Source organism: Arenimonas soli, from assembly GCF_014643775.1.
GTDB classification, from domain to species: domain Bacteria; phylum Pseudomonadota; class Gammaproteobacteria; order Xanthomonadales; family Xanthomonadaceae; genus Arenimonas; species Arenimonas soli.
The window spans coordinates 600,897-618,124 of sequence record NZ_BMKC01000001.1 but is presented as its reverse complement, the minus strand read 5'-3'; the positions used below and the strand labels follow the sequence as shown (position 1 = coordinate 618,124).

Annotated in this window: 20 protein-coding genes; 4 read left to right on the top strand and 16 right to left on the bottom strand. The window is 68.9% G+C overall.

Annotated elements, in window-relative coordinates; translation table 11 throughout:
- Positions 1–128: 128 nt before the first annotated feature.
- From folP to rlmE, 3 genes are all read right to left on the bottom strand, one after another.
- Positions 129–1,028, bottom strand: a complete 900-nt coding sequence (folP, locus tag IEX13_RS02915) for a dihydropteroate synthase (RefSeq protein WP_188661108.1) — start codon at positions 1,026–1,028, stop codon at positions 129–131.
- Positions 1,029–1,096: 68 nt separating this feature from the next.
- Positions 1,097–3,004 (bottom strand): ATP-dependent zinc metalloprotease FtsH, encoded by a 1,908-nt coding sequence (ftsH, locus tag IEX13_RS02910; RefSeq protein ID WP_188661105.1) that lies wholly within the window; start codon positions 3,002–3,004, stop codon positions 1,097–1,099.
- Positions 3,004–3,633: a 23S rRNA (uridine(2552)-2'-O)-methyltransferase RlmE gene (gene rlmE, locus IEX13_RS02905; protein ID WP_188661101.1), complete on the bottom strand. Its 630-nt coding sequence runs from the start codon at positions 3,631–3,633 to the stop codon at positions 3,004–3,006. Before rlmE ends, ftsH begins: the two co-directional genes overlap by 1 nt.
- A gap of 66 nt (positions 3,634–3,699) precedes the next feature.
- Between rlmE and IEX13_RS02900 the strand changes: the two genes are divergently transcribed.
- Together IEX13_RS02900 and IEX13_RS02895 are read left to right on the top strand one after the other, a co-directional pair.
- Positions 3,700–4,005, top strand: a complete 306-nt coding sequence (locus IEX13_RS02900; protein WP_188661099.1) for a YhbY family RNA-binding protein — start codon at positions 3,700–3,702, stop codon at positions 4,003–4,005.
- 16 nt (positions 4,006–4,021) lie between these two features.
- Positions 4,022–4,396, top strand: coding sequence for an Mth938-like domain-containing protein (locus IEX13_RS02895; RefSeq protein ID WP_188661098.1), 375 nt, complete (start codon positions 4,022–4,024; stop codon positions 4,394–4,396).
- A 16-nt stretch (positions 4,397–4,412) separates the two neighbouring features.
- Here IEX13_RS02895 and IEX13_RS02890 read toward each other — a convergent pair whose 3' ends face one another.
- The 4 genes from IEX13_RS02890 to surE are packed head-to-tail and all read right to left on the bottom strand — an operon-like array spanning position 4,413 to position 7,299.
- Positions 4,413–5,264 (bottom strand): peptidoglycan DD-metalloendopeptidase family protein, encoded by an 852-nt coding sequence (locus IEX13_RS02890; RefSeq protein WP_188661097.1) that lies wholly within the window; start codon positions 5,262–5,264, stop codon positions 4,413–4,415.
- Positions 5,261–5,845: a YqaA family protein gene (locus IEX13_RS02885; RefSeq protein WP_188661096.1), complete on the bottom strand. Its 585-nt coding sequence runs from the start codon at positions 5,843–5,845 to the stop codon at positions 5,261–5,263. Before IEX13_RS02885 ends, IEX13_RS02890 begins: the two co-directional genes overlap by 4 nt.
- Complete coding sequence (locus tag IEX13_RS02880) at positions 5,846–6,523, bottom strand: protein-L-isoaspartate(D-aspartate) O-methyltransferase (protein WP_188661095.1); 678 nt, start codon at positions 6,521–6,523, stop codon at positions 5,846–5,848.
- Entirely contained in the window at positions 6,520–7,299 is a 780-nt protein-coding gene (gene surE, locus IEX13_RS02875; RefSeq protein WP_188661093.1) for a 5'/3'-nucleotidase SurE, read from the bottom strand. The genes IEX13_RS02880 and surE overlap by 4 nt, the downstream gene beginning before the upstream one ends.
- 85 nt (positions 7,300–7,384) lie before the next feature.
- Here surE and IEX13_RS02870 point away from each other — a divergent pair, with 85 nt between their 5' ends.
- Positions 7,385–7,966 (top strand): Smr/MutS family protein, encoded by a 582-nt coding sequence (locus tag IEX13_RS02870; protein ID WP_188661091.1) that lies wholly within the window; start codon positions 7,385–7,387, stop codon positions 7,964–7,966.
- On the opposite strand, the gene IEX13_RS02865 is transcribed toward IEX13_RS02870, so the two are convergent.
- The 9 genes from IEX13_RS02865 to pyrG form a co-directional block, all read right to left on the bottom strand.
- On the bottom strand, positions 7,967–8,170 hold the full coding sequence (locus IEX13_RS02865) for a putative periplasmic lipoprotein (protein ID WP_188661088.1): 204 nt from the start codon (positions 8,168–8,170) through the stop codon (positions 7,967–7,969). It abuts the gene before it with no gap.
- A gap of 71 nt (positions 8,171–8,241) precedes the next feature.
- The gene (gene truD, locus IEX13_RS02860; RefSeq protein WP_188661085.1) at positions 8,242–9,282 is read right to left on the bottom strand and encodes a tRNA pseudouridine(13) synthase TruD; all 1,041 of its coding nucleotides are present in this window, start codon (positions 9,280–9,282) and stop codon (positions 8,242–8,244) included.
- Positions 9,279–9,761 (bottom strand): 2-C-methyl-D-erythritol 2,4-cyclodiphosphate synthase, encoded by a 483-nt coding sequence (gene ispF, locus IEX13_RS02855; protein ID WP_188661082.1) that lies wholly within the window; start codon positions 9,759–9,761, stop codon positions 9,279–9,281. The genes truD and ispF overlap by 4 nt, the downstream gene beginning before the upstream one ends.
- Positions 9,762–9,870: 109 nt before the next feature.
- A complete protein-coding gene (ispD, locus tag IEX13_RS02850) occupies positions 9,871–10,566 on the bottom strand; it encodes a 2-C-methyl-D-erythritol 4-phosphate cytidylyltransferase (protein WP_188661079.1) in 696 nt (231 codons plus the stop codon).
- Complete coding sequence (gene ftsB / locus IEX13_RS02845; RefSeq protein WP_188661076.1) at positions 10,563–10,886, bottom strand: cell division protein FtsB; 324 nt, start codon at positions 10,884–10,886, stop codon at positions 10,563–10,565. Before ftsB ends, ispD begins: the two co-directional genes overlap by 4 nt.
- Positions 10,887–10,895: 9 nt before the next feature.
- On the bottom strand, positions 10,896–12,182 hold the full coding sequence (gene eno / locus IEX13_RS02840; protein WP_188661074.1) for a phosphopyruvate hydratase: 1,287 nt from the start codon (positions 12,180–12,182) through the stop codon (positions 10,896–10,898).
- Positions 12,183–12,213: 31 nt separating this feature from the next.
- The gene (locus IEX13_RS02835; protein WP_188661072.1) at positions 12,214–12,564 is read right to left on the bottom strand and encodes a hypothetical protein; all 351 of its coding nucleotides are present in this window, start codon (positions 12,562–12,564) and stop codon (positions 12,214–12,216) included.
- The gene (gene kdsA / locus IEX13_RS02830; protein ID WP_188661070.1) at positions 12,561–13,394 is read right to left on the bottom strand and encodes a 3-deoxy-8-phosphooctulonate synthase; all 834 of its coding nucleotides are present in this window, start codon (positions 13,392–13,394) and stop codon (positions 12,561–12,563) included. Before kdsA ends, IEX13_RS02835 begins: the two co-directional genes overlap by 4 nt.
- A complete protein-coding gene (pyrG, locus tag IEX13_RS02825; RefSeq protein ID WP_188661069.1) occupies positions 13,394–15,079 on the bottom strand; it encodes a CTP synthase in 1,686 nt (561 codons plus the stop codon). The genes kdsA and pyrG overlap by 1 nt, the downstream gene beginning before the upstream one ends.
- Before the next feature lie 175 nt (positions 15,080–15,254).
- On the opposite strand from pyrG, the gene parE reads away from it, so the two are divergent.
- The gene (parE, locus tag IEX13_RS02820) at positions 15,255–17,144 is read left to right on the top strand and encodes a DNA topoisomerase IV subunit B (protein ID WP_188661067.1); all 1,890 of its coding nucleotides are present in this window, start codon (positions 15,255–15,257) and stop codon (positions 17,142–17,144) included.
- Positions 17,145–17,228: the final 84 nt, after the last annotated feature.

Here is a 17,228-nt window from a genome sequence, read left to right as displayed (position 1 = left end):
GGCGGACCGGTCGACAATCCACAGGCCCTGTGGACAACCCTGGGAGAACGCCTGTGGATGAAACGCCACGAGGCAGGCGGGGCAAGGGCGCCAGCCCCTTTGGTCAACCAGTGACCATGCCCCCGGCGTCAGTCGTCGTCGGGCCAGCGGATCGATGGTTTGGCTGATTCGCTGGGACGCGGCTCGGGCATCGCGGCGACGGCGGTCCAAAGCTTCAGGGCATCCACGGTGGCCGCGACGTCGTGCACGCGCAGGATGCGGGCGCCGTATTCGGCGGCCAGCACCGCGGCGGCCACCGAGGCATGCAGGCGGTCGCCGACCTCGCGGCCGGTGACCTCGCCCAGGAACCGCTTGCGCGAGAGCCCGGCCAGCAGCGGCAGCCCCAGGTCGAGCAGGCGCGATTGCTGGCGCAGCAGCAACAGGTTGTGCGCGCCGGTCTTGCCGAAGCCGTAGCCCGGGTCGAGCACGATGCACTTCTTCGGGATGCCGGCCATTTCACAGGCGAAGATGCGTTCGGCCAGGAACCGGTGCACCTCGCCGACCAGGTCGTCGTAATCGGGGGCGTCCTGCATCGTGCGGGGCTCACCCTGCATGTGCATCAGCACCACCGGGACGCCGGCCGCCGCGGCCGCGTCGAGCGCGCCTTCGCGGCGAAGGGCGAAGACGTCGTTGATCAGGCCGGCGCCGGCGGCGGCCGCGGCGCGCATGACTTCGGGCTTCGACGTATCCACCGACACCGGCAGCGAGGTTTCCGCCACCAGGCGCTCGATCACCGGGATCACCCGGCGCAGCTCTTCCTCGACCGGCACCTCGCCCGCCCCGGGGCGGGTGGACTCGCCGCCGACGTCGAGCAGGTCGGCGCCTTCCGCGGCCAGCTGCAGGCCATGGGCCACGGCGGCGTCGGTGGAGTCGTGGGCGCCGCCATCGGAAAACGAGTCCGGGGTGACGTTGACGATGCCCATCACGCGTGGCGCGTCGAGCTTGAGCAGGCGACCGGCACAGTCGAGTTGGGGCGTCAGGTCGAACATCGGGACTCCAGGAACGCAAAAGGCCAGAGTTGGACTCTGGCCTTTTGCAGTTAAGCCGGCAAGCGCGATCAGGTCTGCGGCATCGGGCCGCCCAACGGGCCGGGGGCCGGGCCAGGGCCCGGGTCGTCCTTGGAAATGCGGCCGGACTTGGCCCAGTCGGCCGGCGGGCCGGGGCGGCGGCCTTCCATGATGGCGTCGATCTGGTGGGCGTCGATCGTTTCGTAGGTCAGCAGCGCCTCGGCCATCACGTGCAGCTTGTCCATGTTTTCCGTCAGGATTTCCCGGGTGCGCTGGTAGGCACGGTCCAGGATGCTGCGCACGACCTCGTCGATCTTGCGGGCGGTGTCGTCGGAAACCGACTTGTGCTGGGTGACCGACCGGCCCAGGAACACCTCGTCCTCTTCGTCGCTGTAGGCGATCGGGCCCAATTCGTCCGACAGGCCCCACTTGGTGGCCATGTTGCGGGCCATCTTGGTGGCGCGCTCGATGTCGTTGCTGGCGCCGGTGGTGACCTTGTCGGCGCCGAAGATCAGCTCTTCGGCCACGCGGCCGCCATAAAGCGAGCACAGCATCGATTCGATGTGGGTGCGGTTGTAGGAATACTTGTCGCCCTCTGGCAGGTACATGGTGACGCCCAGCGCGCGGCCGCGCGGGATGATCGTCACCTTGTAGACCGGGTCGTGCTCGGGCACGACGCGGCCGACGATGGCGTGGCCGGCCTCGTGGTAGGCAGTGAGCTTCTTTTCGTCCTCGCTCATGGCCATCGAGCGGCGCTCGGCGCCCATCAGGATCTTGTCGCGGGCCCGGTCGAAGTGCTCCATGCGCACCGACTTGGCGTTTTCGCGCGCCGCGAACAGCGCCGCCTCGTTGACCAGGTTGGCCAGGTCGGCGCCACTGAAGCCCGGCGTGCCGCGGGCGATGGTCATGGCCTCGACGTCGTCGTCGATCGGCACCTTGCGCATGTGCACCTTGAGGATCATCTCGCGGCCGCGCACGTCCGGCAGGCCCACCGTGACCTGGCGGTCGAAGCGGCCCGGGCGCAGCAGCGCCGGGTCCAGCACGTCGGGGCGGTTGGTGGCGGCGATGACGATCACGCCTTCCCCTCCCTCGAAGCCGTCCATTTCGACCAGCAGCTGGTTCAGGGTCTGCTCGCGCTCGTCGTGGCCGCCGCCCAGGCCGGCGCCACGATGGCGGCCGACGGCGTCGATTTCGTCGATGAAGATGATGCAGGGCGCGTGCTTCTTGGCGGTTTCGAACATGTCACGCACGCGGCTGGCGCCGACGCCCACGAACATTTCGACGAAATCCGAGCCGGAAATCGAGAAGAACGGCACCTTGGCCTCGCCGGCGATGGCGCGCGCCAGCAGGGTCTTGCCGGTGCCAGGCGGGCCGACCATCAGTACGCCGCGCGGGATCTTGCCGCCCAGCTTCTGGAAGCGGCCCGGGTCGCGCAGGAATTCAACCAGCTCGCCGACTTCTTCCTTGGCTTCGTCGCAGCCGGCGACGTCGGCCAGGGTGACCTTGACGTCGTTCTCGCCCTGCAGCTTGGCCCGCGACTTGCCGAAGCTCATCGCGCCCTTGCCGCCGCCTTGCTGCATCTGCCGCATCATGAAGAACCAGAAGCCGATGATCAGCGCCACCGGCAGCAGGTTGAACAGGATGCTCAGCAGCAGCGAACGCGGCTGGGGTTTTTCCTGGGTGATCTCGACGTTGTTCTCGAACAGGGTGTCGAGCAGGCGCGAGTCGTCCGGCGCCGCGGTGGTGAACACCGAGTTGTCGGTGCGCTTGCCGGTGACCGAGATCTGGTCCTCGGCGATGTTCACCTCGGACACGCGGCCGCTCTTCACCTCTTGGATGAACTGGTTGTAGCTCAGTTCGGAAGTGGCTGCCCCCGGCGTCGAAAAACTGTTGAACACCGCCATCAGTACGACGGCGATGACCAGCCAGAGCAGGAGGTTTTTTGCCAGGTCGTTCATCACTTGCTTCCTCGTCGCTTGCCGGTGGCCAGCGCATAAACTTCGTTTGAGCGGCGCCGTGACGCCGCGGGCTTGCGGATGACCAGCTTGTCGTAGCGCGTCCTGAGCTCCTTGACGTAGGCATCGAAACCTTCGCCCTGGAACAGCTTGATCAGGAACGCACCGCCAGGCTTGAGGTGCTTGTCCGCGAAATCGCGGGCCAGTTCGGACAGGTACATCGCCCGGGCCTGATCCACGGTGTCCACGCCAGTCATATTGGGGGCCATGTCGGAAAGCACAAGGTCCACCGGGGCACCGCCAAGCAGGGATTCCAGTTCGGACAATGGCCCGTCCTCTCTGAAATCGCCGTGAATGAACTCGACCCCGGCGATCGGGGGCATGTCCAGGATGTCCAGGGCCAGGACCCGGCCCCGGTCGCCCAGGTCCCGGCGCACCACCTGCGACCAGCCGCCCGGAGCGGCGCCCAGGTCGACCACCACCATGCCCGGCTTGAGCAGGCGGCCGCGTTCGATCAGCTCCTCGAGCTTGTAGGCCGCACGCGAACGCATGCCTTCGGACTGGGCCTTCTTCACGAAGGGGTCGTCGAAGTGCTCCTTGAGCCAACGCTGGCTGCTGCGGCTGCGGGCCATGGCCTTTACTGGGGGGGGCGGGCCACCATGATACCCTAGCGCCCCTTTCGAGCCGCCTGCGAGACCATGGCCACCGCCCTGAGCAACACCCAGAAACGATACCTGCGCGGCCTGGCCCACGACCTCAAGGCCGTGCTGATCGTGGGCGCCAAGGGCATCACCGACGCCCTGGTGGCCGAGGCGGCCCTGGCCCTGGACCACCACGAGCTCCTGAAGGTGAAGATCCACGCCGGCGACCGCGAACTGCGCGACGAGTGGATCGGCGAGCTGGCCTCGCGCACCGACGCGGCCCTGGTCACCCGCATCGGCAACGTCGCCGTGTTCTACCGGCGGCGCGCCGAAAACCCGCTGATCGTCCTGCCCAGGAACTGACACCCCGGGGAACGCCGTGCAGCTTTCGCAGGAAAACCCGGATTTCAGCTACGTGCTTCGCGGCACGACCGCCAGCACCGTCCTGGTGAACCAGCAGGCGCTGGACGCCAGCTTCGTGCTGGCCCCCAACCAGCTGCTGGAGAACTGGGGCCCGGCTTCGGTCGACGAGCTCGAGCCCTCGCACATGGACGCCCTGCTGTCCCTGAAGCCTTCGGTGGCGATCCTGGGCACCGGGCCGCGCCAGCGCTTCCCCTCGCCCGCGGTGATGGCCGCCATGCTCACGCGCGGCGTCGGCCTGGAAGTGATGGACAATGCCGCCGCGGCGCGTACGTTCAACGTGCTGGCGACCGAAGGCCGCACCGTCGTCGCCGCCTTCCTGCTGCCGGGCTGAGCCCCGCCGCGGCGGATCACTGCCTGGGCAGCACCTGCATCGGATCCACCGGCTTGCCGTTGCGGCGCACCTCGAAGTGCAGCATGTCGCGGCTGGTGCCGGTGCGGCCGAGTTCGGCGATCTGCTGGCCGGCCTTGACCTGCGCGCCCTCGCCCACCAGGCGGCGGCGGTTGTGGGCATAGGCCGACAGCCACTCGTCGCTGTGCTTGACGATGATCAGCTCGCCGTAGCCCACCAGGCCCGAGCCCGAATAGACGATGACCCCGTCGGCCGCCGCGACCACCGGCTGGCCGGCGCTGCCGGCTATGTCCAGGCCCTGGCGCTTCGGGTCTCCGGACACGAAGCGGCCAATGACCTGGCCCTGGGTCGGCCAGCGCCAGGTGCCGCTGGCCGGCGCCGCGTCGGGCACGGCCGGCAGGGCCGGCGCCGCCACCGGGCGGGCAGGCGTGGCGACGGGTGTGGCGGGTGTGGCGGGCGTGGCGGCGGGCGTGGCGGGCCGGGCCGGGGTGGTGCCGCGCGAACCCGACGGCGGCGGCGTGCGCGGCGACGGCATGCTGGTGACGGCGCGGGCCGGGGCCGCACGCTGCTGGGAACTCAGGCGCAGCGTCTGCCCCGGGTAGATGGTGTAAGGCGGCCCGATGCGGTTGAGGCTGGCGACCTCGCGGTAGTCCAGGCCATGCCGGAAGGCGATGCCGTAAAGCGTGTCGCCGCGTTTGACCTTGTAGTCGCCGCTGCTGGGCAACGACTGCGTGGCGCGATCGGGCGCCGGACGCGAGCCTTCGCGCTTGACCACGCGCGAATGGCCACAGCCGGCGACCAGGGCGATCGCCAGGATGCACACCAGGCCGCGGGCGAAGGACGTCTTCATGAGCGCATATTCAACCAGACAATGGCACCCAGGATCACCACGGCGACGATCCAGCCAACGATTTCGATGTAGCGCCGGAAAACGGGCTCCACCTTCGGTCCGCCCCAGGCGACCACGCCGGCCACCAGGAAAAACCGGATGCCGCGCCCGACCAGCGAGGCCAGCACGAACGGAATCAGCGGCATCGCGGCGGCGCCGCCGGCCACGGTGAACACCTTGAAAGGAATGGGCGTGAACGCGGCGACGAACATGATCCAGACGCCGTAATCCCGGAACAGGCCCTGCACCTTGTCGTAGGTGTCGCCATAACCGGCGCGTTCGATCCAGGGCATCACCGCGTCGATGGCGAAATAACCCAGGCCATAGCCGACGATGCCGCCCAGGACGGAGGCGAGCGTGGCCAGCAGGCCCAGCTGCCACCACCGGTCGGGCCTGGCCAGCGCCATCGGCGCCAGCATCACGTCGGTGGGCACCGGGAAGAAGATCGACTCGATGGCGGAGATGAAGCCCAGGTACCAGGGCGCGTGGCGATGGGCGGCGAGCCGGCGGCAGCGGTCGTAAAGCGGCCCGAACAGCTTCATTCAGAGGGTCCCGGGCAGCAGGGGCACGAACACCACGCCACCCAGGTCTTCCTGCACCAGCTGCCCGTCCAGGCGGCGGATGCGCAGCAGGCGCTGGCCGCTGGGGCCGCCGACGGGGGCCACCAGGGTGCCGCCCTCCGCCAGTTGTTCAAGCAGCGCCGGTTCGATCGCGGCGGCGCCGGCGGTCACCAGGATGCCGCCGAAGGGCGCGTACTCGGGCCAGCCGGCGCGGCCATCGTCGTGGCGGGTGCGAACGTTCAGGCCCTGGTGGCGGAAGCGGCGGCGCGCGACGCGCAGCAGTTCCTCGATGCGCTCGACGCTATAGGTTTCCAGGCCCAGGGTCGCCAGCACCGAGGCCTGGTAGCCCGAGCCGGTGCCCACTTCGAGCACGCGTTCGGGCAGGCCGTGTTCGACCAGCGCCTCGGTCATGCGCGCGACCACCCAGGGCTGGCTGATGGTCTGGGCGTTGCCGATCGGCAGCGCCGTGTCGTCGTAGGCGCGGCTGGCCAGGGCTTCGTCCAGGAACAGGTGGCGCGGCACCGTGCGCATCGCGACCAGCACGCGTTCGTCGGTGATGCCGCCTTCGTTGCGCAGGCGCTCGACCATGCGGTCGCGGGCGCGCTGCGAGGTCATGCCCAGGCCCTTGGCTTCGGGACGGATTTGGTAACGGGGCATCATGCCTTGAGGTTCATCCCTTCACCCAGGGCGCCCACCCAGCTGGCGACTTTCTCCAGCGCCTGGTAACGCGTCAGGTCGACGTGGATGGGCGTGATGGATATGCAGCCTGTGCGCACCGCGTGGAAGTCGGTGCCGGGGCCGGCGTCCTGTTCGGGGCCGGCCGGGCCGATCCACCACATCGGGCGCCCGCGCGGGTCGACCTGTTCGATGCAGGGTTCGGCGCGGTGGCGATGGCCTAGGCGGGTGACTTCGTAGCCGCGCAGGGACTCCCAGGGCAGGTCGGGCACGTTGACGTTGAGGATGGTGTCGGCCGGCAGCGGGTCGACCAGCAGGCGGGCGGTGATTTCCAGCGCCGCGCGCGCCGCGGTGGCGTAGTGGCGCGGCGAGTTTTCGTCGGTGACCAGCGACAGCGCGACCGCCGGATGGCCCAGGAAGCGGCCTTCCATCGCCGCGGCGACGGTGCCGGAGTAGATGACGTCGTCGCCGAGGTTGGCGGCGGTGTTGATGCCCGAAAGCACGATGTCGGGATCGGCTTCCAGCAGGCCCGTCAGCGCCAGGTGCACGCAGTCGGTGGGCGTGCCGGTGACGCGCCAGGTGCGGTCGGCGACCTGCCGGACCCGGATGGGGCGGTCGAGGGTGAGCGAATTGCTGGCGCCGGAACGGTCGCGGTCGGGCGCCACCACCGTCACTTCGTGGCCGGCGGCGCGCAGGCCTTCGGCCAGGACGCGGATGCCCGGGGCTTCCACGCCATCGTCATTGCTTACCAGTACGCGCATCAGGGGTCCCGCGGGAAGAACCCCAATGATAACGGATGCACCGCCCGCGGCATCACCCTCACCCGCGCTGGGTTAACCTGCGTGCATGGCCAAGCGCAAGCCGCCCGCACCGGTCACCGAAGACGATGCCGCCCTGTTCCGGGAGGCGATCGGTGAAGTTCGCCGGCTTGAAGCGCCGCCACCGGTGCCCGAACGACCGCGACCGGCGCCCCGCCCGCGCATGCGCGAGCATGACGAGGCACTGGCCCTGCTGCAGTCCCGGCAGACCGGCTGGTTCGAGGCCACCATCGAAGCCGGCGAGGCCCTGTCCTACCGTCGCGACGAAGTGCCCGAGAAGGTGCTCAAGGCACTCAAGCGCGGCCAGTACAGCATCGGCGGCGAGCTCGACCTCCACCAGATGCGCGCCGCCGAAGCCGAACGCTGGCTGCGTGAATTCCTCGCGCAGTCGCGTGCCGGCGGCCATGCCTGCGTGCGCATCATCCACGGCAAGGGCCTGCGGGCCGCCGCCGGCGGCTCGGTGCTCAAAGCGCTGGTGGACCGGATGCTGCGCCAGCGAGCGGACGTACTGGCCTACGCCTCCGCGCCGGAAGCGATGGGGGGCACGGGCGCGGTGCTGGTGCTGCTGGCCCGGAAACGTCCGGGCGAACAGGGTCCGGGCACCGGCTGATCAGTCGTCCTTGCGTTCCTTGGGCGGATTGACCCAGACCACGCGGACACCGGCCGGCTTGGCGGCCTGCTCAACGGCGGCCATGTAGTCGTTGTCGTTTGTGATCGTGGCCTTTCCCGCCAGGCCGGCGGAATCGGTGCTGGCGCAGGCGCCGAGCAGCAGCGTCGCGGAAGCAAGGAACAGACACTTGCGGGCGGTGTTCATGGCGACCTCCTGAAGTCTGGAAAACCGCAGGGCCAGATTACTCCTCGCCGGTGCCCACGCAAGTGCCGGGATCAGCCCCCCGGGCCCGCCCCGGCGTGCGCGTCCCGGACCTCGCCCAACTCGGCCAGCAGCCCCGTGGCGTAGGCGCCCGGCGGCAGCTCGAAACGCAGCACCAGCCGATCGTCCCCGGGCCAGTCCCAGTCCAGCCCGGCCACGCGCACGCGCAGGGCGCGACGTTCCTGCTTCAGGCCGGCTTCCTCCAGGCCCTGGCGCAAGTCCGGGAAGGCTTCGACGACCGCCAACTCCAGGTCCCGGCAGTCGCCGGTGCAGCGCAGTTCACCGCGGCCCCACAGCGGCCCGGTGGGATGGATGTCCAGGCGCCCGGCGCGGTCGGCCAGCGCCCCGTCGGCGGCTTCGGGGCCGAACACCGACTGGCTGCCCTCGAGCATCCAGACCTCGCCTTCCCGACCCGTCGCCCAGTCGCCGGCGCCGACGCGGGCCGACAGCACGGCGTTGAACATGGCCGAACGTGCGGCCGAAAGGTAGATCGAGCGCTGTTCGCGGCGCACGCGCTGGCCAGCGAACATGCGCCGGGCCGACTCGACGTTGTCGCCGTCGCGACCAAAACGCTGTTCGCCGAAATAATTGGGCAGGCCGCCGCGCGCGATCGCCTCCAGGCGCCGGTCCACGGCCTCGCGCTCGCCCTTGACCTGCCGCAGCACCAGCTCGAAACGGTTGCCGCACAGGGCGCCGCGCGGCAGCTTGCGGTGGTGCCAGGCGTGTTCGAGCACCCGCAGCGATTCGTCCTGCAGGGTCGCCAGGTCCGGCGCCACGCGCTTGGGCAGGTGCACGGAGAATCGCTGGCGGGTCACCGCGTGGCGGTCCTTGAGGCCGGCATAACCCACGCCGACGTCCGGGATGCCGGCCCACCGGGCGAGGCGGCGGGCGGCATGCACGGTATTGAGGCCGCGCTTTTCAACGGTGAGCAGCAGGTGTTCGCCCTGCCCGGCCGGTTCGAAGCCGGCCAGTTCCTCGACCAGGAAGTCTTCCGTGCGGCTGCGGAAGTCCGCCGCCAGCACCGGCGCCCCGTGGCCGCCGGGCAGGCGGCTCACGAACGCACCAGCAGCGCCACCGCCATCGCCGCCAGGCCTTCGCCGCGGCCGGTGAAACCCAGCTTTTCCGAGGTGGTCGCCTTGACGCTGATCGCCCCGACGTCGACGCCGAGGTCGGCCGCGAGGTTCGCACGCATCGCCGGCGCGTGCGCCGCGACCCGCGGTCGCTCGCAGACGACGGTGAGGTCGGCATTGCCCAGCCGCCAGCCGCGCTCCGACAGCAGCGCGGCGCAGTGGCGGAGGAAAACGCGGCTGTCGCAGTCCTTCCAGCGCTCGTCCGAAGGCGGGAAGTGCACGCCGATGTCGCCCAGCGCCAGCGCCCCCAGCAGGGCGTCGCACAATGCGTGGATGACCACGTCGCCGTCGGAATGCGCCAGCACGCCGCGATCGTGGGCAATGCGAACGCCGCCCAGCACGACGTGGTCGCCGTCGCCGAACGCGTGCACGTCGTAACCCTGGCCGATTCGGATGTCAGTCATATTTTTTTGCCACGGATGAACACGGATGGGCACGGATAAGAGCGGATCAAGCACAGACTAAAGCACTTACAAACAGGGACAGCTTCGCTCTATCCGTGTTTATCCGTGTTCATCCGTGGCCAATTGCTCTTGAGAGTATGAACTCCGCGAGCGCGAGGTCGGCTGGCGTGGTGATCTTGAGGTTGTCGTCGCGGCCTTCGACCAGGCGGGGCTTCAGTCCCAGGCGTTCGATGGCCATGGCTTCGTCGGTGACCTTGATGCCGCTGCGCTGGGCCGCGGCCAGGGCGCGCTCGAGGCTGCCGCGGCGGAAAAGCTGGGGCGTCAGCGCCCGCCAGAGCGATTCGCGTGGCTCGGTGCCCAGGCAATGCTGGCGGTCGTCGGCACGCTTGAGCGTGTCGCGCACCGGCGCCGCCAGCAGGGCGCCGACGGCATCCTCGCGGCCCTCGGCCAGCAGTCGCGCCAGGTCCTGCCGATGCAGGCAGGGCCGCGCGGCGTCGTGCACCAGCAGCCACTGGTCTTCGCTGATCGTGGCCGGCAGCGCCTGCACCGCCGCCAGCACCGAATCGGCGCGTTCGCCGCCGCCGACGCAGGTGAGCACCGGCTTGCCGCCGATTTCGCGCCAGCCCGGCCAGGCGCCGTCGTCCTGGGCAAGGGCCACCATCACCCCGTCCACGTCGGGATGGTCGAGCACGGCGCGCAGGCTGTGTTCGATCACGCTGCGGCCGGCCAGCGGCAAGTACTGTTTCGGCGTCGCGCCGCCGAAGCGGCTGCCGCGGCCGGCGGCGGGCACGATGGCCCAGGTCATCGGTCCTGCCCCTGGCCGTCCCCGGCGTCGGTGGCCGGCGCGGCGGGTTCGACCACCCGGTAGAAGACTTCGCCCGGCTTGACCATGCCCAGTTCGCTGCGGGCGCGGTCCTCGACCGCCGCTTCGCCCGACTTCAGGTCCTCGACTTCGGCCGAGAGGGCGTCGTTGCGCTGCTGCAGGCGGGCGTTTTCGCGCCGCTGTTCCTCCACCCGGGTTTCCAGCGCACGCGCCTCGCGCAGGCCGCCGTCACCCCACCAGAACTTGAGCTGCAGGCCCAGCAGGGCCAGCAGCAGGAGGGCGAATGGCCACCAGCGGCGCAAGGACCGGGCTCAGCGCTTGAGGCTGACGAACGCGTTGTTGCCGGCGTAACGCGCCTGGTCGCCCAGCGCCTCCTCGATGCGCAGCAGCTGGTTGTACTTGGCCACGCGGTCGCTGCGGCACAGCGAGCCGGTCTTGATCTGGGTGGCCGTGGTGGCGACCGCGATGTCGGCGATGGTGGTGTCCTCGGTTTCGCCCGAACGGTGCGAGACCACCGCCGCGTAGTGGGCGGCGTCGGCCATGGCGATGGCTTCCAGGGTTTCGGTCAGCGTGCCGATCTGGTTGACCTTGATAAGGATGGCGTTGGCGACGCCCTGGTCGATGCCCTCGCGGAAGATCTTCGGGTTGGTGACGAACAGGTCGTCGCCGACCAGCTGCACCTTGCCCGACAGGCGCTCGGTGAGCAGCTTCCAGCCGTCCCAGTCGTCTTCGGCCATGCCGTCCTCGATGGTGATGATCGGGTACTGGGCGCTCCAGCCGGCCAGGAAATCGACGAACTGTTCCGGCGAAAGGCGCTTGCCCTCGCCCACCAGGTTGTACTTGCCGTTGTCGAAGAACTCCGAGCTGGCCACGTCCAGGCCCAGCAGGATGTCTTCGCCGGCGCGGTGGCCGGCCTTGCCGATGGCCTCGAGGATGACCTCGATGGCTTCTTCGTTCGAACGCAGGTCGGGCGCGAACCCACCCTCGTCGCCGACCGCGGTGCCCAGGCCCTTGGCCTTGAGCACGGCCTTGAGCGCATGGAAGACCTCGGTGCCGGCGCGCAGCGCCTCGGAGAAGCTGTCGAAGCCCACCGGCAGCACCATGAACTCCTGCATGTCGACGTTGTTGTCGGCATGCGCGCCGCCGTTGATGATGTTCATCATCGGCACCGGCAGCACCGGCGCGCGATCACCCGCCAGGTGCTTCCACAGCGGCAGGCCGCGCGCGGCCGCCACCGCGTGGGCATTGGCCATGGACACGCCCAGCAGCGCGTTGGCACCCAGGCGGCCCTTGTTCTCGGTGCCGTCGAGGTTGATCAGCTTGCGATCCAGGCCTTCCTGGTCGGCGCCGTCGAAGTCCTTCAGCGCGTCGGCGATCGTGGTGTTGACGTTGGCCACCGCCTTGCGCACGCCCTTGCCCAGGTAGCGGCTCTTGTCGCCGTCGCGCAGCTCCACCGCCTCCTTGGTGCCGGTGGACGCGCCGGACGGCACCGCGGCGCGGCCGACGTGGCCGCTGGCCAGGGTGACCTCGGCTTCAAGCGTGGGATTTCCGCGGCTGTCGAGGATCTCGCGGGCGTGGACTTTGCTGATGATGGTCATGGCTTCTTGTTTGCAGTGTGTTTGGCGGGGCTCAGGCGGTCATCGCCAGGCCGAGGATGACGAGCGCGATGCCCAGCAGCAGCGGCAGCACGTTGAGCACCAGGCCCAGCCAGGCGAACAGCCGCTTGCGGGTGCCCGCGAACAGGCCCACCGCGCCCAGGATGGCGCCCAGCACCAGCATCGCCATGGCCGCCAGCATGCCGAAGCCGATCATGATCGCGCGCGGATCGGTTTCGGAAAGTTCGCCGCCCGGTTCGTTCATGCCGACGTAGCCGGCGTAGCCGAACACGGCCAGCAGGCCCAGGCCGGCCACGACCGCGATGATGGTGGCCGCGATGCCGAGGCCGGAATGCTTCAGGGGTCCAACAACCGTCGTGTTCATGCGTCTTGCTCCAGGAATCCGTTCTTCTTGGTTATGCGGTCGAGTTCGACCAGGGTTTCCAGCAACGCCGCCATCTTGGGCAGCGGCCAGGCGTTGGGGCCGTCGGACAGGGCTTTTTCGGGATCGGGGTGGGTTTCCATGAACAGGCCGCTGATACCCACCGCCACCGCCGCGCGCGAAAGCACCGGCACGAACTCGCGCTGGCCGCCGGACTTGCCGCCGGCGCCGCCGGGCAGCTGCACGCTGTGGGTGGCGTCGAACACCACCGGGCAGCCGGTGTCTCGCATGACGCTGAGCGAGCGCATGTCGGAAACCAGGTTGTTGTAGCCGAAGCTGACGCCGCGCTCGCAGGCCATGATCTGCGTATTGCCGGTGGCGCGCGCCTTGTCGGTGACGTGCTTCATTTCCCAGGGCGAAAGGAACTGGCCCTTCTTGATGTTCACCGGCTTGCCCGCGCTGGCGACCTTCTGGATGAAGTCGGTCTGGCGGCACAGGAAGGCCGGGGTCTGCAGCACGTCCACCACCGACGCCACTTCGTCCATCGGCGTGTATTCGTGCACATCCGTAAGCACCGGCACGCCCAGCTGGCGTTTGACTTCCGCCAGCACCTTCAGGCCGGCTTCCAGGCCGGGGCCGCGGAAACTGGTGCCCGAGGTGCGGTTGGCCTTGTCGAAGCTGGACTTGAAGATGAAGGGAATGCCGAACTTGCCGGTGATTTCCTTGAGCCGGCCGGCGGTTTCCATCTGCAGTTCCAGCGACTCGATGACGCAGGGGCCGGCGATGAGGAAGAACGGCTGGTCGAGGCCCACCTTGAAACCACAGAGCTCCATCAGTTCACTCCCGCAGCTGATTTGAGCGTCGGCGACACGTCGGCGAGCAGCTTGCCGCCGGCCTTGTGTTCGCGTGCGGCGCGGATGAAGCCGATGAACAGCGGGTGGCCGTCGCGCGGCGTGGAAAGGAATTCCGGGTGCGCCTGGCAGGCGATGAACCACGGGTGGCCGGGCAGTTCCACCATTTCCACCAGCAGGTCGTCCATGGACTTGGCGCTGATCACCAGGCCCGCGTCCTCGAGCTGGCTGCGGTAGCGGTTGTTGAACTCGTAGCGGTGGCGGTGGCGTTCGCCGACCACGTCCTTGCCATAAATTTCGCGCGACCGCGTGCCGGGCTTGAGCCGCTGCTCCTGCAGGCCCAGGCGCATGGTGCCGCCCAGGTCGGAGGTTTCGTCGCGGCGCTCGATCTCGCCGCTGGCGGTGCGCCATTCGGTGATCAGGCCGATAACCGGGTGGGCGCAGTGGCGGTCGTTTTCGGTGCTGTTGGCGCCTTCCAGACCGGCCACGTGGCGGGCGTAGTCGACCACCGCCGCCTGCATGCCGTAGCAGATGCCGAAATACGGCACGCCGTGTTCGCGCGCGTACTGGGCGGTGAGCACCTTGCCCTCGAAGCCGCGGTCGCCGAAGCCGCCGGGCACCAGGATGGCGTCGACGTCGGAAAGCACGGCGTCGCCGTCCTTTTCGACCTGCTCGGACTCGAGCCACTTGAGCTTCACCCGCGTGCGCTGGCGCAGGCCGCCGTGCTTGAGCGCCTCGGACAGCGACTTGTAGGCGTCCTGGTGGTCCACGTACTTGCCGACCACGGCCACCGTGACCTCGTCCACCGGGTTTTCCACGGCGTCCACCACCGCTTCCCATTCCGACAGGTCGGCGGGCGCCGCCTTGTCTTCCAGGCGCAGGCGTTCGACCACGATTTCATCGAGCTGCTGCTGGTGCAGCCACAGCGGCAGCTGGTAGATGTTGGCCACGTCCACGCAGCTGATGACGGCCTTTTCCGGCACGTTGGTGAACAGGGCGATCTTGCGGCGCTCGGAGTCCGGCAGCGGCTTTTCGCTGCGGCAGACCAGGATGTCGGGCTGGATGCCGATCGAGCGCAGTTCCTTCACCGAGTGCTGGGTGGGCTTGGTCTTGAGCTCGCCGGCGGCGGCGATCCAGGGCACCAGGGTCAGGTGCATGAAGATGGCCTGGTCGGGGCCACGTTCGGTGCGGATCTGGCGGATGGCTTCGAGGAAGGGCAGCGACTCGATGTCGCCGACGGTGCCGCCGATCTCGACCAAGCCGACGTCGAAGCCGTCGGTGGCCTCGAAGATGCAGCGCTTGATTTCATCGGTGATGTGCGGGATCACCTGCACGGTTCCGCCCAGGTAGTCGCCGCGGCGCTCCTTGCGGATGACGTTTTCGTAGATGCGGCCGGTGGTGACGGAATTCTTGCGGCTCAGGCGCACGCGCAGGAAACGTTCGTAGTGGCCCAGGTCGAGGTCGGTTTCGGCACCGTCGTCGGTGACGTAGACCTCGCCGTGCTGGAACGGGCTCATGGTGCCCGGGTCCACGTTGATGTACGGGTCGAGCTTCATCATGGTGCACCGCAGGCCGCGGGCTTCCAGGATGGCCGCCAGCGAGGCCGCGGCGATGCCCTTGCCAAGCGAGGACACCACGCCACCGGTTACGAATATGAGACGGGTCATGGGATATGGGGGCGCTGGAAAACCGTATTCTACCGGCTGAGGCCGCCCGGGGCGAGAAACTTCTTTGCATCAAGGGCTTGCATTTCGGCCCGGGACGCCCTGGCTTGACCGGCCCCGGGCCGCCGCGCATCCTGCCCGCCACCGCAAGACCCCGCCAGGAAGGCCCTTCCCCCGCATGAACACCCGCTACAACGCCGCCGACATCGAAGTCCTGTCGGGCCTGGACCCGGTCAAACGCCGCCCGGGCATGTACACCGACACCACCCGGCCCAACCACCTGGCCCAGGAGGTCATCGACAACTCGGTGGACGAGGCCCTGGGCGGGCACGCCAGGCTGATCGAGGTCGTGCTGCACGCCGACGGCAGCGTCGAGGTCTCCGACGACGGCCGCGGCATGCCGGTGGACGTGCACCCCGAGGAGCGCATCCCGGGCGTCGAACTGATCCTCACGCGCCTGCACGCGGGCGGCAAGTTCAGCGGCAAGAACTACACCTTCTCCGGCGGCCTGCACGGCGTCGGCGTCAGCGTGGTCAATGCGCTGTCGAAGAAGGTCGAGGTGTTCATCAAGCGCGACGGCCAGGAACACCGCATGGAGTTCCGCGACGGCGACCGCAGCTCGGCCCTGGACGTGGTCGGCACGGTCGGCAAGCGCAACACCGGCACCCGCCTGCGCTTCTGGCCCGACCCGAAGTACTTCGACTCGCCGAAGATTTCCATCCGCGCCCTGCGCCACCTGCTGCGCGCCAAGGCGGTGCTTTGCCCGGGCCTTACGGTGAAGCTGCACGACGCCGCCAGCGGCGACAAGGACGAGTGGTACTACGAGGACGGCCTGCGCGACTACCTGCGCGGCGCGCTGGCCGACCGGGAGCTGCTTCCGTCCGAACTGTTCGTCGGCCACCTGTCCAAGGACACCGAGATCGCCGACTGGGCGGTGGCCTGGGTGCCCGAGGGCGAGCTGGTGCAGGAGAGTTACGTCAACCTCATCCCCACCGCCCAGCACGGCACCCACGTCAATGGCCTGCGTTCGGGTTTCACCGACGCGCTGCGCGAGTTCTGCGACTTCCGCAGCCTGCTGCCGCGCGGCGTGAAGCTTGCGCCCGAGGACGTCTGGGACCGCATCAGCTTCGTGCTGAGCCTGAAGATGACCGATCCGCAGTTCAGCGGCCAGACCAAGGAACGCCTTAGTTCGCGCCAGGCCGCCGCCTTCGTCGAAGGCGCGGCGCACGACGCGTTTTCGCTGTGGCTCAACCAGCACGTCGAACTCGGCACCCAGATCGCCCAGCTGGCGATCGACCGTGCCTCGGCCCGGCTGAAGTCCGAAAAGCAGGTGGTGCGCAAGAAGATCACCCAGGGCCCGGCCCTGCCCGGCAAGCTGGCCGACTGCATCAGCCAGGACCTGGGCCGCACCGAACTGTTCCTGGTGGAAGGTGACTCGGCCGGCGGCAGCGCCAAGCAGGCCCGCGACAAGGAGTTCCAGGCCATCCTGCCCCTGCGCGGCAAGATCCTGAACACTTGGGAAGTCGAATCCGGCGGCGTGCTGGCCTCGAACGAGGTGCACGACCTGGCCGTGGCCATCGGCTGCGACCCGGGCGTGGACAACATCGACGGCCTTCGCTACGGAAAAGTGATCATCCTGGCCGACGCCGACTCCGACGGCCTGCACATCGCCACCCTGCTGGCCGCCCTGTTCCTGCGCCACTTCCCGGCCCTGGTGACGGCGGGCAACATCTTCGTGGCGATGCCGCCGCTGTTTCGCGTGGACGTGGGCAAGCAGGTGTTCTACGCGCTGGACGAAGAAGAAAAGCGCCTGCTGCTGGACCGGATCGAGCGCGAGAAGATCCGCGGCCAGGTCAGCGTCACCCGCTTCAAGGGCCTGGGCGAGATGAACCCCTCGCAGCTGCGCGAGTCGACCGTGCACCCCGATACCCGCCGCCTGGTGCAGCTGACGGTGGACGACGCCGACCAGACCCGGTCGCTGATGGACCTGCTGCTGGCCAAGAAGCGCGCCAGCGACCGCAAGGCCTGGCTGGAATCGAAGGGCGACCTGGCTTCGCTGGAAGTCTGAACCGGCCGGCCCGGGCCGGGAACAGGGCCATCCCGGCCCCGGATTGCCGCGCAAACCGTGACGAACCTCCCGGAAAGGTGACGT